Genomic DNA, 24,944 nt, shown 5'->3' with positions numbered 1-24,944 from the left:
GAACATGTCTGAATTTGCAATGGTATTTCCTGGGCAGGGTTCTCAGTCCCTTGGTATGTTGGCTGATTTGGCCACAATGTTCCCGGTTGTAGAGCAAACTTTTGCTGAAGCTTCTGATGTGCTGGGATATGATCTTTGGACTCTGGTTCAACAGGGGCCGGAAGAAGAATTAAATAAAACGTGGCAAACCCAGCCCGCGTTATTGGCAACGTCGGTTGCTATTTGGCGGGTCTGGCAAGAGAAAAGTGGAAAAGTACCATCACTGATGGCTGGGCATAGCCTTGGTGAATATTCTGCATTGGTTTGCGCCGGTGTCATTGATTTTAAACAAGCGATTAAACTTGTTGAACTGCGTGGCAAATTGATGCAAGAAGCGGTACCTGAAGGCACAGGTGCAATGTATGCTATTATTGGTTTAGATAATGAATCCATTGACAGAGCCTGTAAAGAAGCTGCTCAGGGGCAAGTTGTTTCCCCTGTTAACTTTAACTCGCCAGGTCAGGTTGTTATTGCCGGTGAGAAAGAAGCTGTAGAACGTGCTGGTACTGCATGCAAAGCTGCGGGCGCAAAGCGTGCGTTGCCTTTGGCTGTCAGTGTGCCGTCGCATTGCGCATTGATGAAACCAGCCGCAGATAAGCTGGCAGTTGTTTTGGAAGGAATTGAATTCAATCATCCTCAGTTCCCGGTGGTAAATAATGTTGATGTGAAAATAGAACAATCTGCTAAAGCTATCCGTGATGCACTGGTACGACAACTCTATAATCCTGTCCGTTGGGCGGAAACAGTTGAATTTATTGCTGGACAGAGTATTGGACAGATATTAGAAATAGGGCCAGGTAAAGTTCTGACGGGTTTAACTAAACGAATTGTCAGTACCTTAAGTGTAGCAGCGGTGAATGACACAACTTCATTAGTCACCATATTGGAAAGTAATTGAGGACAATACATGAGATTAGATGGAAAAATTGCATTAATAACAGGTGCCAGCCGTGGGATCGGCCGTGCAACTGCTGAACTATTAGCAGAGCGTGGAGCCCATGTCATTGGTACAGCAACAAGCGAAAAAGGCGCTGAAGCTATCAGTGCTTACCTTGGTGAAAACGGTAAAGGTTTTGTACTGAATGTTGCTGATCCTGAATCTATTGAACAATTGATGTCTATCATTCGTACCGAGTTTGGTGGAATTGATATTTTAGTGAATAATGCCGGTATCACTTGTGATAACTTGGTGATGCGCATTAAAGATGATGAGTGGCAGGATGTTATTGACACGAATCTCTCTTCCGTTTTCCGTATGTCAAAAGCGGCAATGCGCTTTATGATAAAGAAACGTTATGGCCGTATTATTTCTATTGGTTCTGTCGTTGGAGTAATGGGTAACCCTGGGCAAGCGAGCTATGCCGCAGCAAAAGCAGGAATTATTGGTTTCAGTAAGACATTGGCTCGTGAAGTCGTTTCTCGGGGTATTACGGTTAACGTTGTAGCTCCAGGGCTTGTTGAAACGGATATGCTCAAGAAGTTGCCAGATGAGCAGTTGGCAAATTTTTCGAATGATATACCCGTTAAGAGACTTGGAGATGTGAAAGAAATTGCCAGTGCTGTGGCTTTCTTAGCTTCTGATGAAGCGGCCTACATCACAGGTGAAACAATACATGTCAATGGCGGCATGTATATGAACTAAAAAGTGAGCGAACCAGTTGCATTTTTTGTGTTAAATAACGCAAAATAGAGCAAGATTGTGGTTCGACCAGCCGGGATTTGGTTGCATCTTTTCCTGTATTTTATAAACTACGAAAACCATCGCGAAAGCGAATTTTGATAGGAAATTTAATAGCATGAGCACTATTGAAGAACGCGTTAAAAAAATCATCGTTGAACAACTTGGTGTTAAAGAGGAGGAAGTTGTTAATTCAGCTTCTTTTGTTGATGACTTGGGCGCTGATTCTCTTGACACAGTTGAACTCGTAATGGCTCTGGAAGAAGAGTTCGATATCGAAATTCCAGATGAAGAAGCAGAAAAGATCACTACAGTTCAGGCAGCTATTGATTACGTCCAGAACCAAAGCGAATAAGTGAACACACCTAGGCGGTCACTCGACCGCCTATGTTTCTGCCTTAAATTATTTCCCTCCCTGGAGGATAAGCGTGTCTAAGCGTCGAGTAGTTGTGACCGGACTAGGCATGTTATCTCCTGTCGGTAATACAGCTGAATCTTCTTGGAAAGCTGTTTGTGCCGGACAGAGTGGTATCAGCCTGATTGACCATTTTGACACCAGTCGCCATGCAACTAGATTTGCTGGCCTGGTTAAAGATTTTAATCATGAAGATTTTAATATTTCGCGCAAAGATGCACGAAAGATGGATGATTTCATTCAATATGGTATTGCAGCAGGTGTGCAAGCTATTGAAGATTCTGGAATCGAAGTAACAGAAGCCAATGCTAGTCGTTTTGGTGCTGCTATTGGTTCTGGTATTGGTGGTCTGGGTCTTATTGAAGAGAATCACGGTGCGTTAGTGGCTAGTGGTCCTCGTAAGATCAGTCCATTCTTTGTACCTTCCACGATTGTAAATATGGTAGCAGGCCATCTAAGTATCATTTACGGCTTACGTGGGCCAAGTATTTCTATCGCCACCGCATGTACATCAGGTGTACATAATATCGGTCATGCTGCTCGTATTATTGCTTACAATGATGCGGATATTATGCTGGCAGGTGGTGCAGAAAAAGCCAGTACGCCTCTGGGGGTTGGTGGCTTTGGTGCTGCCCGTGCCTTGTCTACCCGTAACGATAATCCACAGAGCGCAAGCCGACCGTGGGATAAAGACCGTGATGGTTTTGTTCTGGGGGATGGCGCAGGGGTTCTGGTGTTGGAAGAGTATGAGCACGCGAAGAGACGCGGTGCGAAAATTTATGCGGAAATCGTTGGCTTTGGTATGAGCAGTGATGCTTACCATATGACGTCACCACCAGAAAATGGTGCTGGTGCTGCGCTGGCGATGGAAAATGCTCTGAAAGATGCCGGTATTACTACCAGGCAAGTGGGATATATTAATGCTCACGGTACGTCAACACCCACCGGCGACTTGGCAGAATCCCATGCGGTTGAGTCAGTATTTGGTGAAGGCACCGATGTTTTAGTCAGTTCGACCAAATCAATGACCGGCCATTTGTTGGGTGCGGCGGGTGCAGTGGAATCTATTTTCACCATCCTGGCACTGCGTGATCAAATTGTTCCGCCAACTATCAACCTGGAAAATCAGGATGAGAACTGCCGTCTGGATTTCGTTCCTAATGAATCCCGTAAGGTAGAGGGCATGGAATATGCGCTGTGTAACTCTTTCGGTTTCGGTGGGACGAATGGCTCACTGATTTTCCGTAAGATATAAGCCTTAATTGATAAGGCAAAGCCTGATGTGAACAGAAACATGTTGCTGAGTTTCTCTACAGTGTGATTTTGTAAATACTTTCAGGCGAAAGAATTAAAGAGCGCCAATAATTAATCATTATTGGTGCTCTTTCCATGGCAGGTTATGTGGGCATTTTTGCACTCATGTCGGCTATATACTATGATACCGCTTCTTGATAAGTTGGTTGAAATACCTTTTTTGAGTAATTAAGAACAAAGTCATATGTATTGGATTAATGGCGAGCGGTGCAACTATCTGCCAGTGAATGATCGTTCAATTCAATTCGGGGATGGTTGTTTTACAACAGCAAAAATAGATCAGGGGCAGGCCGCTTTACTGTCATTGCATATCCAAAGATTACAAAAAGGTGCTGAAAGGTTATCTCTTCCACAACCCAATTGGCAACAGCTTGAAAACCATATAAAACAGATTGCTTCCACTACGGAACAAGGCGTACTAAAAGTTATCCTTTCCCGTGGAGCCGGAGGGCGTGGTTACAGTGCACAGGGTTTCACGCGACCAAATCAGATCCTGTCTCTCACTCCTTATCCCGAAAAATATCTGAAACAACGCCAGGAGGGCCTTTCTCTGGTCTCCAGCCCGATACCCATGGGAATAAATCCCTACCTTGCCGGAATTAAACACCTTAACCGATTGGAACAGGTATTAATTAAATCATTTATCGAAAAATCCAATGCTGATGAAGCCTTGGTACTTGATACCAATGGTTTATTGGTTGAGTGCTGTACTGCAAACATTTTCTGGCGTAAAGGAAAAGATGTGTATACTCCTGATTTGCGGGGCTGTGGTGTTGAAGGCGTGATGCGGGAAAAAATAATACAGTTATTATCAGAAAGTGACTATAACTGTTCCTGTGTAAATCGTTATCCTGAAACATTGGCTTATGCAGACGAGGTAATAGTTTGCAATTCTTTAATGCCAGTGATACCGGTCAGTGAGATTCTGGCTCATGAAAATCAGCCCGCATGGAAATATCAGTCAAGGGAGCTGTATGAATATTTGCTTCCTGAATGTTTGAAGTTGTAATTTGCGCTGTGTTTAAGTGATTAATTGATGAAACGGAAAAAGCACTTTTTTAGCCTATTAGCTTTGATTGTCGTGGTGGCGGCAATATTACTCCATGCCGGTTATAAGAAAGTTGAAAGATTTGCAGATCAAACATTGGCAATCAAACAAGATCGGGTATTTACATTACCCGCAGGTATTGGCCGCCATAGTTTGGAAGCATTATTGGTTCAGGATAACGTGATTAAAGATAGTCATATTTTCCCTTGGTTATTAAGGTTGGAGCCAAAACTTGCCGAATTTAAAGCGGGAACTTACCTGTTGACACGAGAAATGACATTGCGGGAAATGTTGCAATTATTTTCCAGTGGCAAAGAGGCACAATTTACGGTCCGTTTTGTTGAAGGTAGCCATTTATCTGATTGGTGGAAAATACTACAACAATCTGAGTATCTTAAACATGAACTGAATGACAAAAGTGCTCAGGAATTGGCTGAAATACTGGGTATCAAAGAGACTGATACTTTGGAAGGGTGGCTCTATCCAGATACTTATCACTATACGGCGGGGACAAGCGATGTCGCATTACTGAAACGAGCATACCGGCAGATGAAAATGACGCTTGAAGAAGAATGGCAAAAGCGCGATAAAAACCTGCCCTATAAAAGTGCTTATGAAATGTTGATCATGGCGTCGATAATTGAGAAAGAAACAGCTGTTGAGGCTGAACGGACAAAAGTGGCTTCTGTATTTATTAACCGTTTACGGTTGAATATGCGGTTACAAACTGATCCGACAGTGATCTATGGCTTAGGAGAAAAATACACAGGCACTATTTTTCGCAAAGATTTAACCACACTGACACCATACAATACTTACATGATTAATGGCTTGCCACCTACGCCAATTGCTATGCCAGGTCTTGCTTCGATAAAAGCCGCTGCGCACCCGGCAAAAACTGAATTTCTCTATTTTGTCGCGGATGGTAAAGGCGGCCATACTTTTACGACCAATCTGGCGGCGCATAACAGGGCGGTGAATATTTACCGTCAGGGATTAAGACAGAGCAAATGAACAGCAAATTTATTGTTATTGAAGGGCTGGAGGGTGCAGGAAAAACCTCAGCAATGGAAACGGTCGTTGAAATATTGCAGCAGCACGGTATTCAGAACTTGGTTTTTACCCGTGAACCGGGTGGAACGCCACTGGCAGAAAAACTACGTGAGTTGATTAAGCAAGGTATTGAAGGTGAATCTCTGACAGATAAAGCAGAGGTGTTGATGTTATATGCAGCCAGGGTACAACTGGTTGAAAATGTGATTAAACCTGCTCTGGCTCGCGGTGCATGGGTTGTGGGTGATCGTCATGATCTCTCCTCCCAAGCGTATCAAGGGGGAGGTCGTGGTATTGATAAAAACTTGATGACCTCGCTGCGTGATACCGTTCTGGGTGATTTTCGCCCTGATCTGACTATTTATCTCGATCTTCCTCCTCAGATTGGTCTACTGCGCGCCCGTGAGCGCGGGGAATTAGACCGAATTGAAAAAGAGTCGATGGATTTCTTTGAGCGTACTCGCAGTTGTTACCTGGAGTTTGCGGCACAAGATAAGCGTATTGTGACTGTTGATGCGGCTCAGCCAATAGAGCAGGTACACGCAGATATTTGCCAAGCCCTTGAGCAATGGCTGAAACAGCAGGAAAATGGCTGATGAATTGGTATCCGTGGCTTAATCAGGCATATCGTCAGTTGGTAGAATTCCATCAGCAAGGACGAGGCCATCATGCTTTATTGCTTCATGCTAATGCCGGCACCGGGGCTGATGTGTTGATATATGGGTTAAGCCGCTGGTTGATGTGTCAGAATAAACAGGGGATGAAAAGTTGTGGGGAGTGTCATAGTTGTCACCTGATGATGGCAGAAACGCACCCTGATTGGCATATTATGTCACCGGAGAAGGGTAAAACCAGTGTGGGTGTGGAAGCGGTACGTCAGATTACGGAAAAGCTTTATAGTCGTTCTCAGCAAGGCGGCGTAAAAATTGTCTGGCTGCCTTTGGTTGAGTGTCTGACAGATGCTGCTGCCAATGCATTATTGAAAACGTTGGAAGAGCCGCCGGAACATACCTATTTTCTTCTGGAATGTCGTCAGCCAGCCAGCCTTTTGGCAACTTTGCGCAGTCGCTGTTTTTACTATTTTCTGCCGGTGCCTGAAGCAGAAACCAGCTTTTATTGGTTGCAAAAACAGTTATCTGTCATTTCTTCGGTTGATGCAATGACGGCTTTGAAACTGTCTCAGGGAGCGCCGGTTGCGGCAGAACGATTGCTGCAACCGGAACAATGGCAGATTCGGAGGCAATTCTGTCAGGCAGTTGAACAGGCTTTGGATAAACGTGATGCTTTGTCACTTTTATCCCAGCTAAATCACGAAGATGCGCCACAGCGCCTTCACTGGCTTATCAGTTTGTTACTTGATGCAGTAAAGTGGCAACAGCGGGCACCAGATTATTGCATCAATCAGGATCAACAAACGCTGATTTATCAACTAAGTTCCATGCATACTATGGTGGTTTTACTACAAGGCGTTGATGACTGGACATATTGCCGTCATCAGTTACTCTCAGTCGTGGGCGTAAACAGAGAGTTGTTACTGACAGAGCAATTGCTCAATTGGGAAAAACAGTTTACTTCACAATTCTGAAATCTTTTTTGTATACGAGTTTAATATGTTGTTAGTGGATTCGCATTGTCATCTTGATTGTCTTGATTATGAAAAACTACATAAAAATGTAGATGATGTTGTTGCAAAAGCGGCGGATCGGGAGGTTAAATTTATGCTGGCAGTAGCGACTACGCTACCTGGTTTCCAGCAAATGAAAACCCTGATCGGTGAGCGGGGAAATATTGTCTTTTCCTGTGGTATTCATCCGCTTAATCTGGATGAAGGCTATGATTTTGATGAGCTGGCACGTTTAGCAGCCGGCAAAGAAGTTGTCGCATTGGGTGAAACCGGGCTGGATTACTATTATCAGCAGGATAATGCTGAACTACAGCGAACCTCGTTTCGTGAACATATCCGTATCGGCCGTAAACTCAATAAGCCAGTTATTGTTCATACCCGCAGTGCCCGTGATGATACTTTGCGGGTATTGCGTGAAGAACAGGCACAAGAATGTGGTGGTGTTTTGCATTGTTTTACTGAGGATAAAGATACCGCCAGAGAATTATTGGATTTAGGCTTCTATATTTCGTTCTCCGGTATTGTGACTTTCCGTAATGCAGAGCAAATTCGTGAAGCGGCAAGATATGTACCGTTGGATCGTATTTTGATTGAAACCGATTCGCCTTATCTTGCACCGGTGCCGCATCGTGGCAAAGAAAACCAGCCTGCATACGTGCGTGATGTTGCGGAATATATGGCTGTGCTCAAAAGTGTGAGTATTGAGGAGCTGGCTCGGGTTACCACGCAGAATTTCTGCGATCTATTTCATGTTGATGTAGGCAAAATTTGATTTATCAACTTGAATTTGTGGTTTGTAAGCGTTCATATATCTCTTGTTATTTGAATAAAAGGAAAATGTGATGGCAGAAGAAACTATTTTCAGCAAAATTATTCGTCGTGAAATACCTTCTGATATTGTTTATCAGGATGATCTGGTCACTGCATTTCGCGATATTTCTCCACAGGCACCGATTCATATTTTGATTGTTCCTAATGTTTTGATCCCGACAGTGAACGATGTCAAGACAGAACATGAAGTAGCGTTGGGACGAATGATGACGGCTGCTGCGAAAATTGCTGAACAGGAAGGTATTGCCGAAGATGGATATCGCTTGATTATGAACTGTAACCGTCATGCGGGGCAGGAAGTTTACCATATTCATATGCATCTGGTTGGCGGCCGCCATTTAGGGCCATTACTGTTGAAGTAAATGCGAAGCACCAAAGTTCGCTTATTATATAGCCAGATATTCGGGGATGTTTTTCTCAGAATGGTCCCCGGATATCTTGGTTTTTAAATAAATGCTGCTGTTTTATTACTGGAGTTGAACTGATAATAGATTGCTGGTGTCACAGCCGAAACTTATCTGCTTCTTTAAACTCTGTAATTGGAATAGGTTGATGAAAAGAATTGTTTTTGTAGCACTCTCTGTCATGTTTCTGGCTGGTTGTCCATCCCTGCCTCCGCAGCAGCCTGAGCCTCCCACGCCGGTTATACCTGTGATCCCAACAGAACCGACGGTACCACCTGAAAAAGTTCCAGAGCCACCTAAAATGCGCGAAATTGATTGGGAAGGGACGGTGCAACCATTGGTAGAGCAAATGGTTAAGGCAAATGGGTTGGGAAATGGCAAGTTACTGTTAGTTGATACAGTAAAAAATAACACCAACGGTGTGTTGCAAACCATGCAAATCACTGATGTTTTGCGTCAAGCTATCAATAGTAAGAATATTTTTGTATTAGTACCGCAAAATCAAGTACAGAGCGCTCGCCAATCTTTGGGCCTGTCTGAAGAAGATAGTTTGGGGTTACGCAGCAAAGCGATTGGTCTGGCTCGTTACTTAAATACGGATTATGTTCTCTATTCTATCGTTTCAGGTAACAGTGACAAGCGTGATATGGTCATGCAACTGATGATTGTACAGACAGGTGAGATTCTCTGGTCAGGGCACGGTGACGTTAAGTAATCAAGATTGTTTATTGCGGGCGTTATGCAGGCAATGGCCTTATACAACAGCAAGTAACTGGAAGATAAGGCCGTTAAGCGGTCTGACAAATGAAAACTATTATGCCACCAATGGCGAATATCATATTGTCGGCCGCAGACAGTGGCAGCAAGGGAAGCAGCTTGGCGTTAACCGTCAGCGTGAAAATGCTATCCTGCGTCATCTCAGCCAGACAAAAATTGCTCCACAAGTCATTGCAATGGTTCCCCACTGGTTGTTATTGGAATGGCTGCCCGGTCATATTATTGAGCAAAATGAGTTTTCTCAGCCTGATTTTCTGCAAAAACTGGCGGCATTATTGACTACTTTGCACCATCAGCCATTATTCGGTTATCCGCTTCAATTACGGCATCAGTTAGCAAGCCACTGGTTGCAAATTGATAAAGCACGTCTTACTCCTCGTTGGTTGCGGTTGCATAAACGATTTATATCGTCGCCAATGCCTTCAATACTAAAACTATCACCTGTTCATATGGATGTTCATTGCGGTAACTTGCTGAATACGCCTCAGGGTCTGAAACTCATTGACTGGGAATATGCAACTGATACCGATATAGGATTTGCGTTAGCAACACTGTTTTGCACTAATCATTGGGATGAGCCGCAGCAGCAGGATTTTTTGCGTTGCTATTGTGGTCAGCCATCAGGATACCGGGATCGAACGTTATTGGCGCGTCAAATTAAACGTTGGCAACCTTGGGTTGACTATATGATTCTGATGTGGTTTGAAGTGCGTTGGAAACAGAGTGGTGATCCACAATTTTTAGCGTTAGCGCAACCGTTGCGTCTCTCTTTTGGTCTAACGTTTTAAATCAATTATGCTGCATTGATTGCAGCACATGAATACAAGTGAGGAATGTTATGGGTCCGGTAATGTTAGATGTTGTCAGTTATGAATTGGATAATGAAGAAAAGGAAATTTTGCAACATCCATTAGTGGGCGGTTTAATTCTGTTTACCCGCAATTTTCATGATGTTGAGCAATTACGCGAATTGGTACGTCAAATTCGTCAGGCATCCCGTCATCGTCTTGTGATTGCTGTTGATCAGGAAGGTGGCAGAGTTCAGCGTTTCCGTGAAGGTTTCACTTGCCTACCTGCGGCTCAATCTTTTGCTGGATTGAGTGATAATTTTAATGGCATTAAATTGGCGGAAGAAGCGGGTTGGCTGATGGCGTCTGAAATGATTGCAATGGATATCGACATCAGTTTTGCGCCTGTTCTGGATTTAGGTCATCAATGTGTGGCTATTGGTGAACGTTCATTCCATGAAAACCCTGAGCAAGCCAAGATAATGGCAGAGAACTTTATTAAAGGGATGCATTCTGCCGGTATGAAATCGACAGGTAAGCATTTTCCGGGGCATGGTGCTGTCTGTGCCGATTCTCATCAAGAAACACCTCACGATGATCGTCCATTAGCGGTCATTTGTCGTCATGATATGTCTATTTTTCGTGATTTTATCCAGCGTAATTTGTTGGATGCGATTATGCCGGCTCATGTGATCTATTCTCAGGTGGATAAGCATCCTGCCAGCGGATCGTCATATTGGTTGAAATCGGTACTGCGTCAGCAATTGGGTTTTAATGGTGTGATATTTTCGGATGATCTCTCTATGGAAGGTGCGGCGGTTATGGGCAGTTACGCTGAACGCGGGCAGGCTGCGCTGAATGCAGGTTGTGACATGATCCTGGTGTGTAATAACCGTGATGGGGCGGTCAGTGTGCTTGATAACTTGCCTCAAACCAAAGCAGAGAAAGTAGCGGAATTGTATCATCAGGGCGGACAATTTAGTCTGAATGAGCTAAAGAACTCAAAACGCTGGCAGCAGGCTAATAAAGCATTAACGGTTTTATATGAGAAATGGCAGTGTTGTGTTCGGTGAGGGATGTTAAGAGATAGGGGAATACGGGGGAGTCACATACTCCCCGTTTATCGAATCTAGTGTGTGCTATTACGTACCTAGTTTTCGGACAAAAGGTGAATGAAACAAATAAGCGCCAAATCCAACCAACTGGAAATAAATTGCTAATTTTTATAATTGGCGTTTATTTATTCAAAAGAATTTGATGTTGTTCAATTTTGGTATGACCCACTAACCAGCCGTGGTATTCTGGAACTATCACATCAGTTATTTATTTCAAGCCAAATGTTATCTAAGGATATTGTTTCAATATCCTTAGATAACATTTGATTTACATTTTGAGTGGAGTAGTCATGTCAACACCAAAGAAGAGAATTGTGATCATTGGTGGAGGTGCTGGTGGTTTGGAACTGGCAACCAGTCTGGGGCATAAGCTGGGGCGTAAAAAGAGAGCAGAAATTGTGCTGGTGGATCGTAACCAGAGCCATTTATGGAAGCCGTTATTACATGAAGTCGCGACAGGATCACTTGACGATGGGGTTGATGCGTTGAGTTATCTGGCCCATGCCCGTAATCACTATTTCACTTTCCAATTAGGGACCTTGACCGATATTCATCGTGACACCAAAAAGGTTTCTTTGGCTGAGATCCGGGATGAATATAATGAGGTGTTGGTTCCTGAACGTGAACTGAGTTATGACATTCTGGTTATGGCGCTGGGCAGCAAATCTAATGATTTTGGTACGCAGGGTGTGAAACAACACTGCATCTTCCTGGATAACCCACAACAGGCTCATCGTTTCCATAATGAAATGCTGAATCTGTTTCTTAAATACTCTGCAAGCAGTGGTCAGCAAGATAAGGTTAATATCGCTATCGTTGGTGGTGGTGCAACAGGTGTTGAGTTATCAGCGGAATTGCATAACGCGGTAAAACAGCTTAACAGCTATGGTTTTGAGGGGCTGAGTTCAGAAGCGCTGAATGTGACGTTAGTCGAAGCAGGCGAGCGTATTTTGCCTGCATTGCCGGCACGCATTTCCGCTGCGGCGCATCAGGAACTGACAAAACTCGGCGTCCATGTATTGACCAAAACGATGGTAACCAGTGCTGATGAGCATGGATTGAATACCAAAGAGGGTGAGTTGATTAAAGCGGATCTCATGGTATGGGCGGCGGGTATCAAAGCACCTGATTTTATGAAAGATATTGCCGGCCTTGAAACTAACCGGATTAACCAACTGGTGGTAACGCCAACGTTGCAAACGACATTTGATGACCATATTTTCGCTATTGGTGATTGTGCATCATGCCCGAAGAAAGAGGGGGGGATGGTTCCGCCAAGAGCACAGGCGGCTCACCAAATGGCGAGCCGTTGCCATAGCAATATTATGGCGTTGTTGAATGACAAACCGTTAAAAGAATATATCTACAAAGATCATGGTTCTCTGGTTTCATTATCTAAATTCAGTACAGTTGGTAGCCTGATGGGTAACTTAATGCGTGGTTCAATGATGATAGAGGGGCGTGTGGCGCGTGCTGTCTATATTTCATTATATCGAATGCATCAGGTCGCTTTGCATGGTTATATTAAAACTGGTCTGATGATGTTGGTTGGTGGAATTAACCGTGTGATCCGTCCGCGATTAAAGTTGCATTAATTATTTAATCGATACAAGGCCACTCGTGAAATAATGAGTGGCCTTGATAAAGCATCACTTCTTTAATTTGAAATAATGTATCTTAATTAAGAAAGTAGACGATCAATTAATTTGAAAGCATTTGCGACATTTGGCCGAGAACCCATTCCCTGTAGTTCCCCGGTTGAAAAGCCACTATTTTTAACCAGTGCCGCTATCTGAGAGCAATTAAAGTATCTATGATATTTTAATTTAGCATAGGATTGAATGAGTGCTAACGCCCCGGAAACTAAAGGTGTTGCACTGGATGTCCCATTATAACTACGAGTGTAGTTTCTATTATTTCCTGGCAGGCGCTGTAAATTTGAATATCCAGTGGTTGTAACATTCTCACCCCAGGAGTTTAAACTGGTATGGAGATTATGATTGGAAAAACCTAACCTGTATCCATTAATTGATGTACAGGCACCAATCATAATCCCGCCAGGATCGCCATAATTAGGGAAAGTGAAGTCATAGGCTAAATTAATACCGCTATTACCGGAAGAGAAGATAATAATTGCACCTGCGTCAGCACAGCTTTTTATTTTTTGCCAATTAGACGCGATATAGGTAAAAGGGTAATATCTATTATTGGCGACAATTTGAATATTTAAACTAATAATATCGCCTGGTGAGAAACTGTATATTATTCTGTCAAAATCATCAATGTCATAAAAACGGAAATCACATTCGTGAGCTATACCCGTTACACCGAATGCATTATTCTTTGCCGCAATACATCCGCTAGAGGCTGTACCGTGGTTACAGTCTTGTATTTCAGGGCGGCTGCTGACCACAGTAATATTACCCACTAAATCCTCATGGTTTCGGTAAACCCCGAAATCAAGATGGTGTACCGTGATACCCTGACCTTTATAACCAGTAGCCCAGGCATTTCTGATATTCATCCCATTGTATTCGTCTAAATACCCTTGTAGATATGAAAAATCTGGCGTAATGATATGAGAATCAAATTCGGCAATCGCCTCTTCTGGTTTGGATGAAATCAGAGGCGGCGGGGGCTGGTATTTTAGAACAGGTGTGAGAGAACAAAACTCGATATAATCCAGTTTTTCCAATTCATCAGCTAATCTGACTAAATCAGAATGACTAATATCAGATTCTATTTTGTAAAGATAAGTTAATTTATTGAATTCCTGGGTTTTCCAGGGTTTTTTATCGAAATTGTCTTTATTAAAGACAGGTTTTATCTCCATTTTATGTTTAGATGAATTAAAAATAGGTAATAAGTCAGTTTTTTCAGTTTCTAGTCTTTTTAATCCATCTGGGGAAAACATGATTTCAAGATTATACTTCAAATTATCATTTGGGATATGATTGTTTCCTTTCAAAGAAATAACATTATCCTCAGACGGTGTTTGTTTAGGTAATGGATAGCTAATATTATTGCTTTCATTTATAGTAATTTTATCTATTTCTCTATCTATATCAAACAGAAAATCTGATTCTTTTATTTCTATATTTTCTGGTGGAAGATTTTTGGTTATTTTTCCATTCTCAATGATAGTGGTTTCTATTGTGTAATTTGCGGGTTTAAGTGAGGTAAAACAGGCTAATTGATTATCGTCACTATAGTATTCATCTATATCTTTTGTATCTGAATTGATTAGTTTGTATTTTATTTCTATGTTGTCACTCATTTCGCCATAACATTTAAGATACAGATTACCGTCAAATTTTGCAGATTTAAAGTACTCAAGGGATATGGACATTGTCATTTTCCTCTTTAGTTAATCGCCTCCTTAGTATAACTACAAATGAGTATTCCATATTATTATTATTTCTTAGTCCGCTATTGCGTTAGGGAATGGCTGTATTATCTGTATTGATTATTACCGAATGTGATTTTATATTGAATATATAGTTTTATTTGTTTTGGATTTATCTCTCATTGGAGTGAGCGGTGGGTTTTAATTAATAAAATCAGGGGTGGATTATGATTGACTCCCAACAGATTTATATCTGTTTTAGCTGATAGCTACATTGTAGTGGCAGAGTAACCAATAACTACAATGGGAGTCAAAATAATGGATTTTTCTAGTTATTTCTATGCTATTAGGGCTTGATTGTTAAATACGGGATCAGATTGAATATGGATCCTCTGTAAATGTCGCTCTGATTTAGCCGTAAATCCTTCTCGCCCATGTAGCAGAGAAAAATTATCCACAATCACTAAATCGCCTTTTTGCCAGGCATGAGCATATAAATGGCGCTTATCGTATAGCGTATTGATAAAATCTTGCTGAAATTCTGCTACCTGATTAGGATTGATATTATGATACTCAATAGCATGTTTATTCAGGAATTTCTCACCATCTATTGCAGGTTCATTGTATCTGATAACAGATCCACATCCATCCGGATGTTCTTCTAATAAAGGCGAATGGACTATTCCGCCATAATGAGTAACTTTATTAATGCGATAAGTAACAGATACATTTTTCCATTGTTCTAATTGTTGCGCAGTGGCATTAGCAACCACAAGACGGGTATTGACAAAGGTGGTTCTACCCCCTTGGTCGCTTTCCGGTGCGTGTGCACAATGGAACATGATAAATTCGGGAATTGTCGGTTTATACATGCCATCCCAATGAAGTGGCATATAGCTGTTATCAAATACGTGATCGGTAGCATCCTGATGTTCACGGACATCTAAAATAGCACCGAACGGCCACATCATGATTTCCCCCCAATTACGGGCATAATCTTCATACTTTTTGTGATCAGTCAGGCCAGATTTGAAGCCACGTAATATAAGTAAATGGTGTTTTTTGATCAGTTGTTTTAATTCTTCTACAGATAACGTATCAATATTCTGGTCGGAATATTGTGGCGTAATCCTTAGGCCAAAGGGGGTCATCTCTTCTGTCTGAAATTTATTTAAATCTGTCATAATTATTTTCCTTTAAATCACATAATGGCTGGGTTTTCCATGAATATTGACTAATTTTCCGCCCATCATCTGAACTTCTTTATGTTTCATTAATATGAACTGCCCATTTACATTGGCTGCGACACCATGCCAGGGGGTTAACCAATCATCCCTGGTTGGCATCATATGAATACCGAGTTTAATACTGTCTGCTGGCTGAGGATGAATAGACAGACGTATGGCTTCCGGGAAATGCGTATCTAATAAACTTCCCCAGGCCCAACTTCGCTGAATAACACCGATAGCTCTCTGTTTGGCATCTTTTTGCAGGGCATTGTTTGATCCGGTATAGCCGGGTAATAAGCTATCTTCATATAAAAATCGGGTAACTGCCCGATACAATTGCAATCCCTCACTGTTTTGTAACAGTTGGTTTTTGATGGATTCCTCAGGTCGGGCGTAATGTTTTACTAACATATGCCTCTGTAAATCAAAATTATCACTATGCTCGCAGAGGTTCTTATCGTCATTGAGATTAAATGTGCTTAAGTTTATAGCACCCATCTCATTGAGTAATTGTTTAATATCTTCATGATATTGACTGATGACTTCATCATTGACCCGAATGAGATCACCGAAAACATGCCCATCTGAACAGATAATAATACGGGCACCAGACGGATAATAAAGCTGTATACGCTGGCACAGAGAATTAAGAAAAGTCAAAGATAAGCGTTCTGCCATATCGGGAGCAGTGCCAAGTACTTTATTTTTATTTGGTGATTTTGTCGGGAATGCCGGCAGAATAAATTCGATCGGTTTTTTATTTTTGACGAAATATTCAATTCTGGGTAATTGTACGCTTTTAATAAGCTTTTCTTCTTGAACTAAGTCTCTTTCTGATTCAGTAAAGCGTCTGCGGTATTGTAACAACTCATGCAGAATCTGCATGGAAATATTGCTAGAAGACACATTATCAGAAGTAACGTTATCGTAAGTAATGCTTTGCATAATGACTATTTCTCATTTTTATCATAAATATCTATTCTTTTGCTTCTTAAAAACAGATAAATACGAGTTCAACTAATTGGTATGAACGAAGTTTAAAATGATGCAATTAAAAGGCAATATAATATTTAGGAATATATAATAATTTATTTTTTAACAAACAATATGTTTGAATATAATTTTATTAATTACTCAATATATTTGATTGATTGTTACAATAGGGCACAGTTTTACCAGGATATTATAATATTAGACATCTGGTACGACCACCAAAGTTAAATGTTAAATAAGTGCTTAAGATGTTTCTTTCCTCCTCTAATATATTGTTTAATTGTATGCAAGCGGTTGAATATATAAGCAAAAATTATGATTATAACAGAATGATATAATTCAGGTTAGAGTGGTAAATTATTGTATGGGATTGATAATCGGGGTTACCATTACGAGCATGGCTATATCGAGTTATTATTTCCCGAAAACCGGCTTTTTTAATCTAATCAAGGTAATAATTCAGGTTCTATGTGAATATTTCAGTATGGCTGTGATTTTAGCAAAAATGCTGGGTTCTGCTGGAGGGTTATGCGATATGCTGGCGCGGTTGGTTAAATCAATGTGAGTCTGCAAGAACGGGTGTAATCGCGCCAGCGCGTCGATGTATATAGGCCTGTACATCGACTAACTGCCTTTCAAGTCTTACAGACGCCTTTTGTACTTGAATGCAGGAGCTATTTTCTTTTTAATGAAACAATGCGTTGTAATAATCGTGGGAAAAATCGGTTGAGATATACACCGATCACCTCTTTGCCGCCAGGATATATTTCTCTTTTTTTGCCAATAATTGCCTTAATAATTTTTTTTGCACACAAATTAACTGGCATACCATGTACCAGTTCGTTATCTATGTGTTGATAAGCACTCCCATTTCCCGTGAGTGATCTCATTGTAATATCGGTATTAATGAAACCGGGACAAACCAGCGTGACATTAATATGGTCTTTTGTGTGTTCAGCTCGCAGAGATTCAAAGAAACCATGCAGTGCATGTTTTGATGCTGAATAACCCGACCTGTCAGGGGTACCAAACTTACCGGCTATACTGGAGAGGACGACAAAATGGCCGCTCTTTTTTTCTACCATCAATGGTAATATGGCTAATGATATATTAATTATAGATAAATAATTTAATTTAACTAAACGTTCATAAACAGAAAATTGGGTATCTGCAATTAAAGAGCGCTGACTCACCCCAGCGGTAAAAATGACACAATCGATATTACCCATGAGTCCAATAACTTTATTTGTTGCTTCTTTTGCTTCTTCGTAATGTGTTATGTCAAACGGGATAATATTTTCCGACGGCAGATTAATTTCCTCAGCTAATCCTTCCAATAGTGCTTCTTTCCGGCTTGAAATGACCAGATTTTTAGTATAAGTGGCGAGTTCCTTGGCTAAAGCATTACCAATCCCCATTGATGCGCCGATGATCCAAATATTTTTGCCTACTATATTCATATTATACCCCCTTATCGTCAGGCGACTCTCTCCAGACCCCATTAACACCATTGACAGGTCTGATGGTTATGCCTGCTTTTAATTCCGGATATTCCTGATAATTTGTTTCGAAAAATCCTTTTTTACAAAATTCACCAATAATAATAGGTAAAACCATGCGAGCATAATTTATACCCAGACAAATCCGGGGGCCTGCGCCAAAAGGAATAAAAGTGCGGTTAAGCTTATGGCTATTAATTTCCCCAAGCCAGCGTTCAGGAATGAAGTCGTCAGCTTTATCCCAGTAATCAGGGTGTCTTTGCAAACAATAAGGGGAAACAACAACCATTGTTCCTGCTGCTATTTTATACTCACCTATAGATACATCTTCTTTGGCTGTGCGGGAAAAAGACCATACCGGAGGTAGAAGACGCATACTTTCATTAATAACAGCATTGGTATACTTTAATTCGAATATATCTGAGGCATTTTCTAGCACTGCCGAAGTGTATTCATCTTTAATGATTTTATACCAGCGTTTATAGCGAGAAATGAAATAAAATGTCCATGTGGCAGCTGATGCTATTGTTTCATAAGAGGTTAAAAAAAGAGTAAGAAGTTGATTCTTTATCGCATCATGGTCATTTTCATTCTCTATAATCATGTTTAATAAGCAATCTTGATGACCCTCACTGGCATTATTTTTTATTATTTCTGCAATTTTCCTATCAAGTACTGATTTTTCCTTCTTGAATTTTAAGGAAGAGATAGTAGGGATTTGAGGAGGAAGTTTAATGATTGCTTCAAGACGTTTAATGACATAATCGGATGCCCTCTCAAGAGCTATTGAAACATTATGCCTGCTGGTGTCAATACTACTTTGTCCAAATAGTGTTTTTAACGCAATACTCATTGAAAGATCAAGCATATCCTTGAAAATGTCACGTTGATGACCATCTAAAACAGTATGATAAGAAAATTGAGTGATGATATCTTTTACGGGAACAATTAAGGAGTTTAAACTCGTTATATGAAATGCATGCCTTGCATTATCGCGTTGTTTTTTCCAGACATCTCCTTCTGTTGTTACCATACCTTGCCCAAGAAGTAATTCTAATTCTCTATAGCTGGGACTCTTAACAAAAAAATTCATTTTCTTTGCTAATATTTCTGCCACCCAGTCTGGGTTGTTAACAAAGACTATACTTTCTGGACCCATTTTTATAATACTAATATCACCATTTTCTCTTGCCGCTTTAAGAAATAGCGATAAAGCATCAGATTTATAATCCAATATAGAACCAATTAAAGGCAAGCCTTTTATTTTTTTAATTTCTTGATATCTCACTTTACTTAACTCCTTTAATTTTTTATTAAAAATTACCGATAATAAGTAGAGGATGACGGAGGCCGGACTTTTCAGCGATCCGGCACTGGTAATCGAAGTCGTGATACGCGTGTTGCATTTGTTGAACCGTAGAGTAGCCATGAATGTTGAAAGAGGTATTTATAAGCGCAATATATCCGGTTTCATTTTCGATTTTCTGTAGCATTGCCACATCAACTTTTGATTTGGCAATAAGCGGCCTGCCGGTAATTTTACCATCGTGCATTCTATGCATGATGCCCGCATATTTTTCTTCTGATATATTATCATTATAACTTAAGGCGATAATCATACCGTGAAGTGAACCAACGACTCTGTTTATTTCTTTAATATTAAATAGAACAGATAGATTTTCAGCTCTTAATACCGGAGCCATCGGCATATGGTCATCTCTTCCATTGAGAAGGTTAATTTCTTGTTTAAGTTCGGCTGTGGGTAAACACAGCGTTGAATTTGACAACAGCGCTCTGGGGCCTAATTCTCCCCAATTTTTCACTGTATTAACAATATATCCCTTGCTAATATAATAAGCAGCTTTTTCAATAAAATCATCTTCATTATCTGTATGAATAACATGCTTTCCATACTTACCGTGGTAAGGCAAAGATAAATTACGTTTTAGCAAGAGTAGGTCTACGCTTCTTTTCGATAATTCTTTATCAAGAATAACCGCACCTGTTAAAGCATGAACAATATCACCAGCAAGTGGGGAACAACAGATATCACCTTTTATATTGTTCAGTAAGACATTATTTAATTTTACATTGAAATGAACGCCACCACCAACAATCAGGTTTTCAACTTTTTCAATATTAATCAGTTTTATCAGGTAGGTTTCTAAAAATTTGTTGGCAATATATGATGAAATGATGCGTATTTCTAATTTACTTAATCCGTTTAAATGCCTTAGCAACCAAGAGGGCATCCTGACATGCTTCGCTGCTATTTCCTGCATATATTTAACAGAAAAACCATGCTCAAAGTGCTGATGTGCGATTTTATCTGAAAGAATTTCTGATGGAGATTGCTTTATTCCCAGCAGGGTTATGGGATGACGGGAATTGCTCCATTGCAGTTTGATTTTTTTTCGTTCATAGTGATCCACGTTTTTCTCTGAAAAATTTGTATCATCTACTCCGGGTAAAAAAGATTTGATGTCATTTCTGATGGCTGATATTAAACCACATTGCTTATTAGATAAAAAACGGTCTGATAATTTGCTTATAATACCGTTGAGTTGATTAATCTTTTTCTTGTCTAACAGGCTTGTTATCTCTGTTTCGTAACCAAGTGATTTATACTCGTCTTTTAGTGGCGAAAAGCCCGTATCGGCATTGCATACCAATCGAGCAAAAAGTATTCCACATGAGAGGTCAGCCGCAGATATTCTTTTTACTCTCTTTAGCGTTTTTATACAGTTTTCCAATGTTTTACTTTTATCGATAGTCACTGTATATAGGGAAGTGGCTTCATAATCGTCACCTGTACCATCAGTGATCAGTATATGGTACATTTTAGGTTCTTTATTTTTCTTATGATGTTCCCAAGCTTCAATAATACCATTAATTGCGTGGGTAGAGTGATGATTGACTTTTAATTCGTATAAGCTTATTTTTGCAATGAATTTATCAAATGCCATTTTGTCATTGCCACATAACGCCATGATGACATGGTTATAATCTATTTCCCCAAGAAAGTTAATTATATTCAGCTCATTAATGTCATATCGCATCAGTTTTAAAATCGTATGAATGGGGACATATTCCCCACCTTTGGAACGACTCTCTTTTTCATCTTCGATGGCAAACATATCATCGGCATTATTCCATATTACGGCTGAAGCATTATGTCCTAAAAAGAGACATGCGTTTTTATAGTACTCTCTTTTTGTCTGAGTCATATTCATTACATGTTGCCTTTTAAGTTAAAGTTAATCAGATGTACTCTTTTATAATATTGAGAACTTTATTTATATCCTCAACCTTGTGACCATAATTAATAAATAATCGCAAGCGAGCTTTGTTTTCGGGTACAGCAGGATACAAAATAGGTTGTACATTTATTAAATTATCCCTCAGTTTCTGGTAAATATGTATGCATTTATTTTCGTCACCGATCATGAGAGGGATAACCGGGGTATCTTTACTTAATCCAGTATCCAGACCCAGCTCGTTGGCTTTATGTATAAAATATTTTGATAATTCTTGTACATTATGAACTCTGAATTTTTCCTTTTGTATGACCTTAATTGCCGCAAGCGCAGAGGCTGCAACAGCCGGTGGCATTCCCGTTGTGTAAACAAAACCTGGAGTCGTATACCTTAAATAAGTTATAAATGATTTTTTTCCTGCGATATAACCACCACAACTTGCGAAGCTTTTACTTATTCCACCCATAGAAATATCTATTTCTGCTGGAGTGACATCACAATGCTCACAAATACCCCTTCCACTTTCACCCACAACGCCAATGGAGAGGCATTCATCAACCATCAGAAGTGCTTTATATTTTTTCTTTATTTCAACAAATTTTTTCAGGTCAGGAATATCTCCATCCATGCTGTAAGCACCCTCAATGAAGATCATCACTTTCTTGTAGTTTTTCCTTTTTTTACTAAGAATCTCCTCTGCCATCCGCCAATTATTATGAGCAAATGGCATCATTTCTGCCTGAGACAGTTTTCCGCCCTGAATAAGGCTGTCATGGCTATACTCATCGTACAAAATGAGATCACCACGTTGCATTAAGTGTCCTATAACCGTGACGTTGCAAAAATTACTGCTCACAAAAGTAATCGCGTCTTCATGACCGGTAAATTTAGCTATTTCTGCTTCCAGCTCAACATGAACCGGGCGTTGACCAGCAACAATTCTCGCGGCCGAAGGGCTGGTGCCATAGGTATTTATGGCATATATTGAGGCCGATTTAACGTCAGGATGTTGAGCCAGACCAAGATAATTATGGTTAGAGAAATTGAGATAATTTTCCCCATTCATGACGGTATGAGAACCATTCACACCCTCATGTGTTGTAAAAAATGGGGGACTGACGCCTTTCATTGACTCAAGACGAGATTCAATTTCTTTAACTCCTTTCAAATATATTGGATTGAAGAAATCATCTGATATAACGGCAATATCTTCAAAAACGTGATGGTCATCCTTATTTTCCAATTGACCCGTAATTTGGTTACGCAACTCAGGTGATAGTTTATTGTATCCGCTAATAAAATTATATATTGCTTCCAGTTCATTCAAAAAAGATCCCAGATATTCATGGCGATCAAACATATCCGAGGGTAACGGATGAGATGTTAAATCTGAAAAATCAGCCAATAGCGTTGCTTTTTGCAGTGAATCAATTGGCAGGTGCTCAAGGCGAAATTCTTCACTTTTTATATCTGCTAGCGTTTCTCCCGTTTCTCGCATCAGCCAGTGATCAAACCAGTTTCTGATGACGGAGCTATGAGAATCTTCGTTATTATTTTTCTTATCACTATTTGCACTCTGGGTATGCCATTCATCAATAGCAATTAATTTTCCTGAGTTAAACATTTCCTGCATTGCTTTTCGGCGCACTTTACCGCTTGAAGTTTTGAGGATCCCGCCGGGTTTAATCAGTATTACTTTACTCACGGAAACTTCATGATGATTAGTGACATTAACTCTTATTTTTTTTATTATTTCTTGAGTGTTTATTTTGTTAATTTCAATTCTTTTTACTTCTTGTATAACCACCACGCCTTTATCGTCCGAAAAAGCGATACTTCCTCCAGAAATCAGCGAGGGATCCGTCATATGTGACGTATTCTCAATATCCTGTGGATAGTGATTTTTTCCTCTTATGATAATTAAGTCTTTAATTCTTCCACTGATGTATAGTTCATCATCAAATAGAAAACCTAAGTCACCCGACCGTAAATACGGTCCTTTATTATCTGATGTATACTGATTGAAGGTATTATCGGTGGCAATTTCATTACTCCAGTAACCATAGGTAACTGAAGGCCCTTTTACCCAGATTTCACCCACTTTCCCTTCTGGTAATATTTCTGATGTATCTGGGTTGCAGATAATAATTTCGTGATTTTCATCTGGTTTTCCATGACTAATAAGCACAGCGTTATCATCTGCTTTGTTGGCTTTAATAACATTTCCTTCACTTAACGCTTTGGAATTAAAGTTTTCTACTTTCATTCCGCTGCTATTCGTTACCGGCCCTGAAACATACAGAGTACTTTCGGCGAGTCCATAGCAGGGATAAATAGCTTCCTTGTTAAAACCGTAAGGGCTGAATCGGTCGTAAAAACGCTGAATAACATCTGCTCTTACCGGTTCTGCGCCGCAAAATGCGTTCTTCCAACTTGAAAGGTCGATAACTTCCAGATCTTTGTTACTTATTCTTTCAACGCTTTGTTCATAAATAAAATTAGGTCCTCCTGAAATGGTTGCTTTATATTTTGAAATGGCTTTTAACCATCGAATTGGTTGTTGAATAACCGACGTTGGCGGCATTAATACCACCGGAATTCCGCTATATAAAGGTTGAAGGATCCCACCTAATAACCCCATATCATGGTAAGGTGGAAGCCAAATGACGCCGCAACCTTCTTGCGAACATGAAAATCTATTTTTTATTGATTCTAAGTTACTCATTAAATTTTCATGACTGACCATGACCCCTTTGGGATCCCCCGTTGAACCTGAAGTATATTGGAGGAGTGCCAGGTTTGATCCGGTTCGATAGGGCGCACTTTCTTTCGCGTTTATTAAATCTTCAGGACAAATTACAATAACGTTATTGAGGCTATTCACTTTTGCAAGTGCTTGCTTTATTTTTTCAATCTGTTCTGAACTGGTGATGATTAACTTGGCATCGCTGTTCATGATGATTTTTATCATCGTATCCCAGCCTCTTCCATTAGGGCGGGAATGATTCACGGGTACAGCGACAACACTTGAATATAAGCAAGCTGCCATTGTTTGAACAAATAGCAGGCCCGAAGGCAACATGATGATTACTCTCTCTCCGGGCTGACAATATTGCTGTAAGTAATAAGCAATACTTTTTTGCCCCTGATGCAGATCCTTCCAACTCAATTGTTCTTTTTCACTTTCACCGTCACATAGGAACTTGAAAATTAACTCGCCAGCTGTTTCTGATGCTCTTTTTTCGATCATTTGACAGATTGCATTCATTGATTCATTCCCGTTGCCAAGCTCGCGCCAATGATTCAGTTTTATTTACTTTATTTGAAATGTAAAGTGTTGATATAACAATAGTTAAATATAAATTACTATAAACTATTTTTGATATAATAATCTGATTTTGATTGATTTTTATCATAATTTAGTTAGTGTATAGTTAAATAAAATAACGTATATGATTAAATCATAATCATTTCGCTCTGTCTAAAGTGGCGTAATTTGGCAGTAATAATTAAATAAAACTGTCTAAATTGGCG

The 24,944-nt window shown here is 40.2% G+C and carries 21 protein-coding genes; 14 read left to right on the top strand and 7 right to left on the bottom strand.

Annotation, left to right across the window (positions count from 1 at the left end):
* Window positions 1-4: 4 nt before the first annotated feature.
* The 14 genes from fabD to C5471_RS11235 all read left to right on the top strand — a co-directional run bounded on the left by fabD (window position 5) and on the right by C5471_RS11235 (window position 12,681).
* Entirely contained in the window at window positions 5-937 is a 933-nt protein-coding gene (gene fabD / locus C5471_RS11300; RefSeq protein ID WP_133812648.1) for an ACP S-malonyltransferase, read from the top strand.
* Between the two features lie 9 nt (window positions 938-946).
* Window positions 947-1,681: a 3-oxoacyl-ACP reductase FabG gene (gene fabG / locus C5471_RS11295; RefSeq protein WP_133812649.1), complete on the top strand. Its 735-nt coding sequence runs from the start codon at window positions 947-949 to the stop codon at window positions 1,679-1,681.
* 154 nt (window positions 1,682-1,835) lie between these two features.
* A complete protein-coding gene (acpP, locus tag C5471_RS11290) occupies window positions 1,836-2,072 on the top strand; it encodes an acyl carrier protein (protein WP_011147052.1) in 237 nt (78 codons plus the stop codon).
* Between the two features lie 73 nt (window positions 2,073-2,145).
* Window positions 2,146-3,387 carry a beta-ketoacyl-ACP synthase II gene (gene fabF, locus C5471_RS11285; protein WP_133812650.1) on the top strand — a complete coding sequence of 414 codons (1,242 nt, stop codon included), beginning with the start codon at window positions 2,146-2,148 and terminating at the stop codon, window positions 3,385-3,387.
* Between the two features lie 243 nt (window positions 3,388-3,630).
* Window positions 3,631-4,455 carry an aminodeoxychorismate lyase gene (pabC, locus tag C5471_RS11280; protein WP_133812651.1) on the top strand — a complete coding sequence of 275 codons (825 nt, stop codon included), beginning with the start codon at window positions 3,631-3,633 and terminating at the stop codon, window positions 4,453-4,455.
* A 27-nt stretch (window positions 4,456-4,482) separates the two neighbouring features.
* Entirely contained in the window at window positions 4,483-5,508 is a 1,026-nt protein-coding gene (gene mltG / locus C5471_RS11275; protein WP_133812652.1) for an endolytic transglycosylase MltG, read from the top strand.
* Complete coding sequence (gene tmk, locus C5471_RS11270) at window positions 5,505-6,143, top strand: dTMP kinase (protein ID WP_133812653.1); 639 nt, start codon at window positions 5,505-5,507, stop codon at window positions 6,141-6,143. The genes mltG and tmk overlap by 4 nt, the downstream gene beginning before the upstream one ends.
* A complete protein-coding gene (holB, locus tag C5471_RS11265) occupies window positions 6,143-7,132 on the top strand; it encodes a DNA polymerase III subunit delta' (protein ID WP_133812654.1) in 990 nt (329 codons plus the stop codon). The genes tmk and holB overlap by 1 nt, the downstream gene beginning before the upstream one ends.
* Before the next feature lie 25 nt (window positions 7,133-7,157).
* A complete protein-coding gene (locus C5471_RS11260; RefSeq protein ID WP_133812655.1) occupies window positions 7,158-7,943 on the top strand; it encodes a metal-dependent hydrolase in 786 nt (261 codons plus the stop codon).
* A 70-nt stretch (window positions 7,944-8,013) separates the two neighbouring features.
* The gene (hinT, locus tag C5471_RS11255) at window positions 8,014-8,364 is read left to right on the top strand and encodes a purine nucleoside phosphoramidase (protein WP_133812656.1); all 351 of its coding nucleotides are present in this window, start codon (window positions 8,014-8,016) and stop codon (window positions 8,362-8,364) included.
* A 190-nt stretch (window positions 8,365-8,554) separates the two neighbouring features.
* The gene (gene lpoB, locus C5471_RS11250) at window positions 8,555-9,121 is read left to right on the top strand and encodes a penicillin-binding protein activator LpoB (protein ID WP_133812657.1); all 567 of its coding nucleotides are present in this window, start codon (window positions 8,555-8,557) and stop codon (window positions 9,119-9,121) included.
* A complete protein-coding gene (gene thiK, locus C5471_RS11245; protein ID WP_133812658.1) occupies window positions 9,108-9,971 on the top strand; it encodes a thiamine kinase in 864 nt (287 codons plus the stop codon). The genes lpoB and thiK overlap by 14 nt, the downstream gene beginning before the upstream one ends.
* A 50-nt stretch (window positions 9,972-10,021) precedes the next feature.
* Entirely contained in the window at window positions 10,022-11,044 is a 1,023-nt protein-coding gene (gene nagZ / locus C5471_RS11240; protein WP_133812659.1) for a beta-N-acetylhexosaminidase, read from the top strand.
* A gap of 332 nt (window positions 11,045-11,376) precedes the next feature.
* Window positions 11,377-12,681, top strand: a complete 1,305-nt coding sequence (locus C5471_RS11235) for an NAD(P)/FAD-dependent oxidoreductase (protein ID WP_133812660.1) — start codon at window positions 11,377-11,379, stop codon at window positions 12,679-12,681.
* 86 nt (window positions 12,682-12,767) lie between these two features.
* On the opposite strand, the gene C5471_RS11230 is transcribed toward C5471_RS11235, so the two are convergent.
* The 7 genes from C5471_RS11230 to C5471_RS11200 all read right to left on the bottom strand — a co-directional run bounded on the left by C5471_RS11230 (window position 12,768) and on the right by C5471_RS11200 (window position 24,678).
* Window positions 12,768-14,435, bottom strand: a complete 1,668-nt coding sequence (locus C5471_RS11230) for a S8 family peptidase (protein WP_133812661.1) — start codon at window positions 14,433-14,435, stop codon at window positions 12,768-12,770.
* Window positions 14,436-14,770: 335 nt separating this feature from the next.
* On the bottom strand, window positions 14,771-15,616 hold the full coding sequence (locus C5471_RS11225) for a TauD/TfdA dioxygenase family protein (protein ID WP_133812662.1): 846 nt from the start codon (window positions 15,614-15,616) through the stop codon (window positions 14,771-14,773).
* A 12-nt stretch (window positions 15,617-15,628) separates the two neighbouring features.
* Entirely contained in the window at window positions 15,629-16,606 is a 978-nt protein-coding gene (pvcA, locus tag C5471_RS11220) for an L-tyrosine isonitrile synthase (RefSeq protein ID WP_133812663.1), read from the bottom strand.
* A gap of 722 nt (window positions 16,607-17,328) precedes the next feature.
* Window positions 17,329-18,114 carry an SDR family NAD(P)-dependent oxidoreductase gene (locus C5471_RS11215; protein WP_166295870.1) on the bottom strand — a complete coding sequence of 262 codons (786 nt, stop codon included), beginning with the start codon at window positions 18,112-18,114 and terminating at the stop codon, window positions 17,329-17,331.
* Window position 18,115: 1 nt separating this feature from the next.
* Complete coding sequence (locus tag C5471_RS11210) at window positions 18,116-19,441, bottom strand: cytochrome P450 (RefSeq protein ID WP_166295867.1); 1,326 nt, start codon at window positions 19,439-19,441, stop codon at window positions 18,116-18,118.
* 25 nt (window positions 19,442-19,466) lie between these two features.
* A complete protein-coding gene (locus C5471_RS11205) occupies window positions 19,467-21,386 on the bottom strand; it encodes a carbamoyltransferase C-terminal domain-containing protein (protein WP_133812666.1) in 1,920 nt (639 codons plus the stop codon).
* Between the two features lie 28 nt (window positions 21,387-21,414).
* The gene (locus C5471_RS11200) at window positions 21,415-24,678 is read right to left on the bottom strand and encodes an aminotransferase class I/II-fold pyridoxal phosphate-dependent enzyme (protein WP_133812667.1); all 3,264 of its coding nucleotides are present in this window, start codon (window positions 24,676-24,678) and stop codon (window positions 21,415-21,417) included.
* Window positions 24,679-24,944: the final 266 nt, after the last annotated feature.

This window comes from Photorhabdus tasmaniensis, assembly GCF_011189505.1.
GTDB classification, from domain to species: domain Bacteria; phylum Pseudomonadota; class Gammaproteobacteria; order Enterobacterales; family Enterobacteriaceae; genus Photorhabdus; species Photorhabdus tasmaniensis.
Note: the sequence above shows the minus strand (reverse complement) of the source record. Positions and strands in the feature narration are given on the sequence as shown.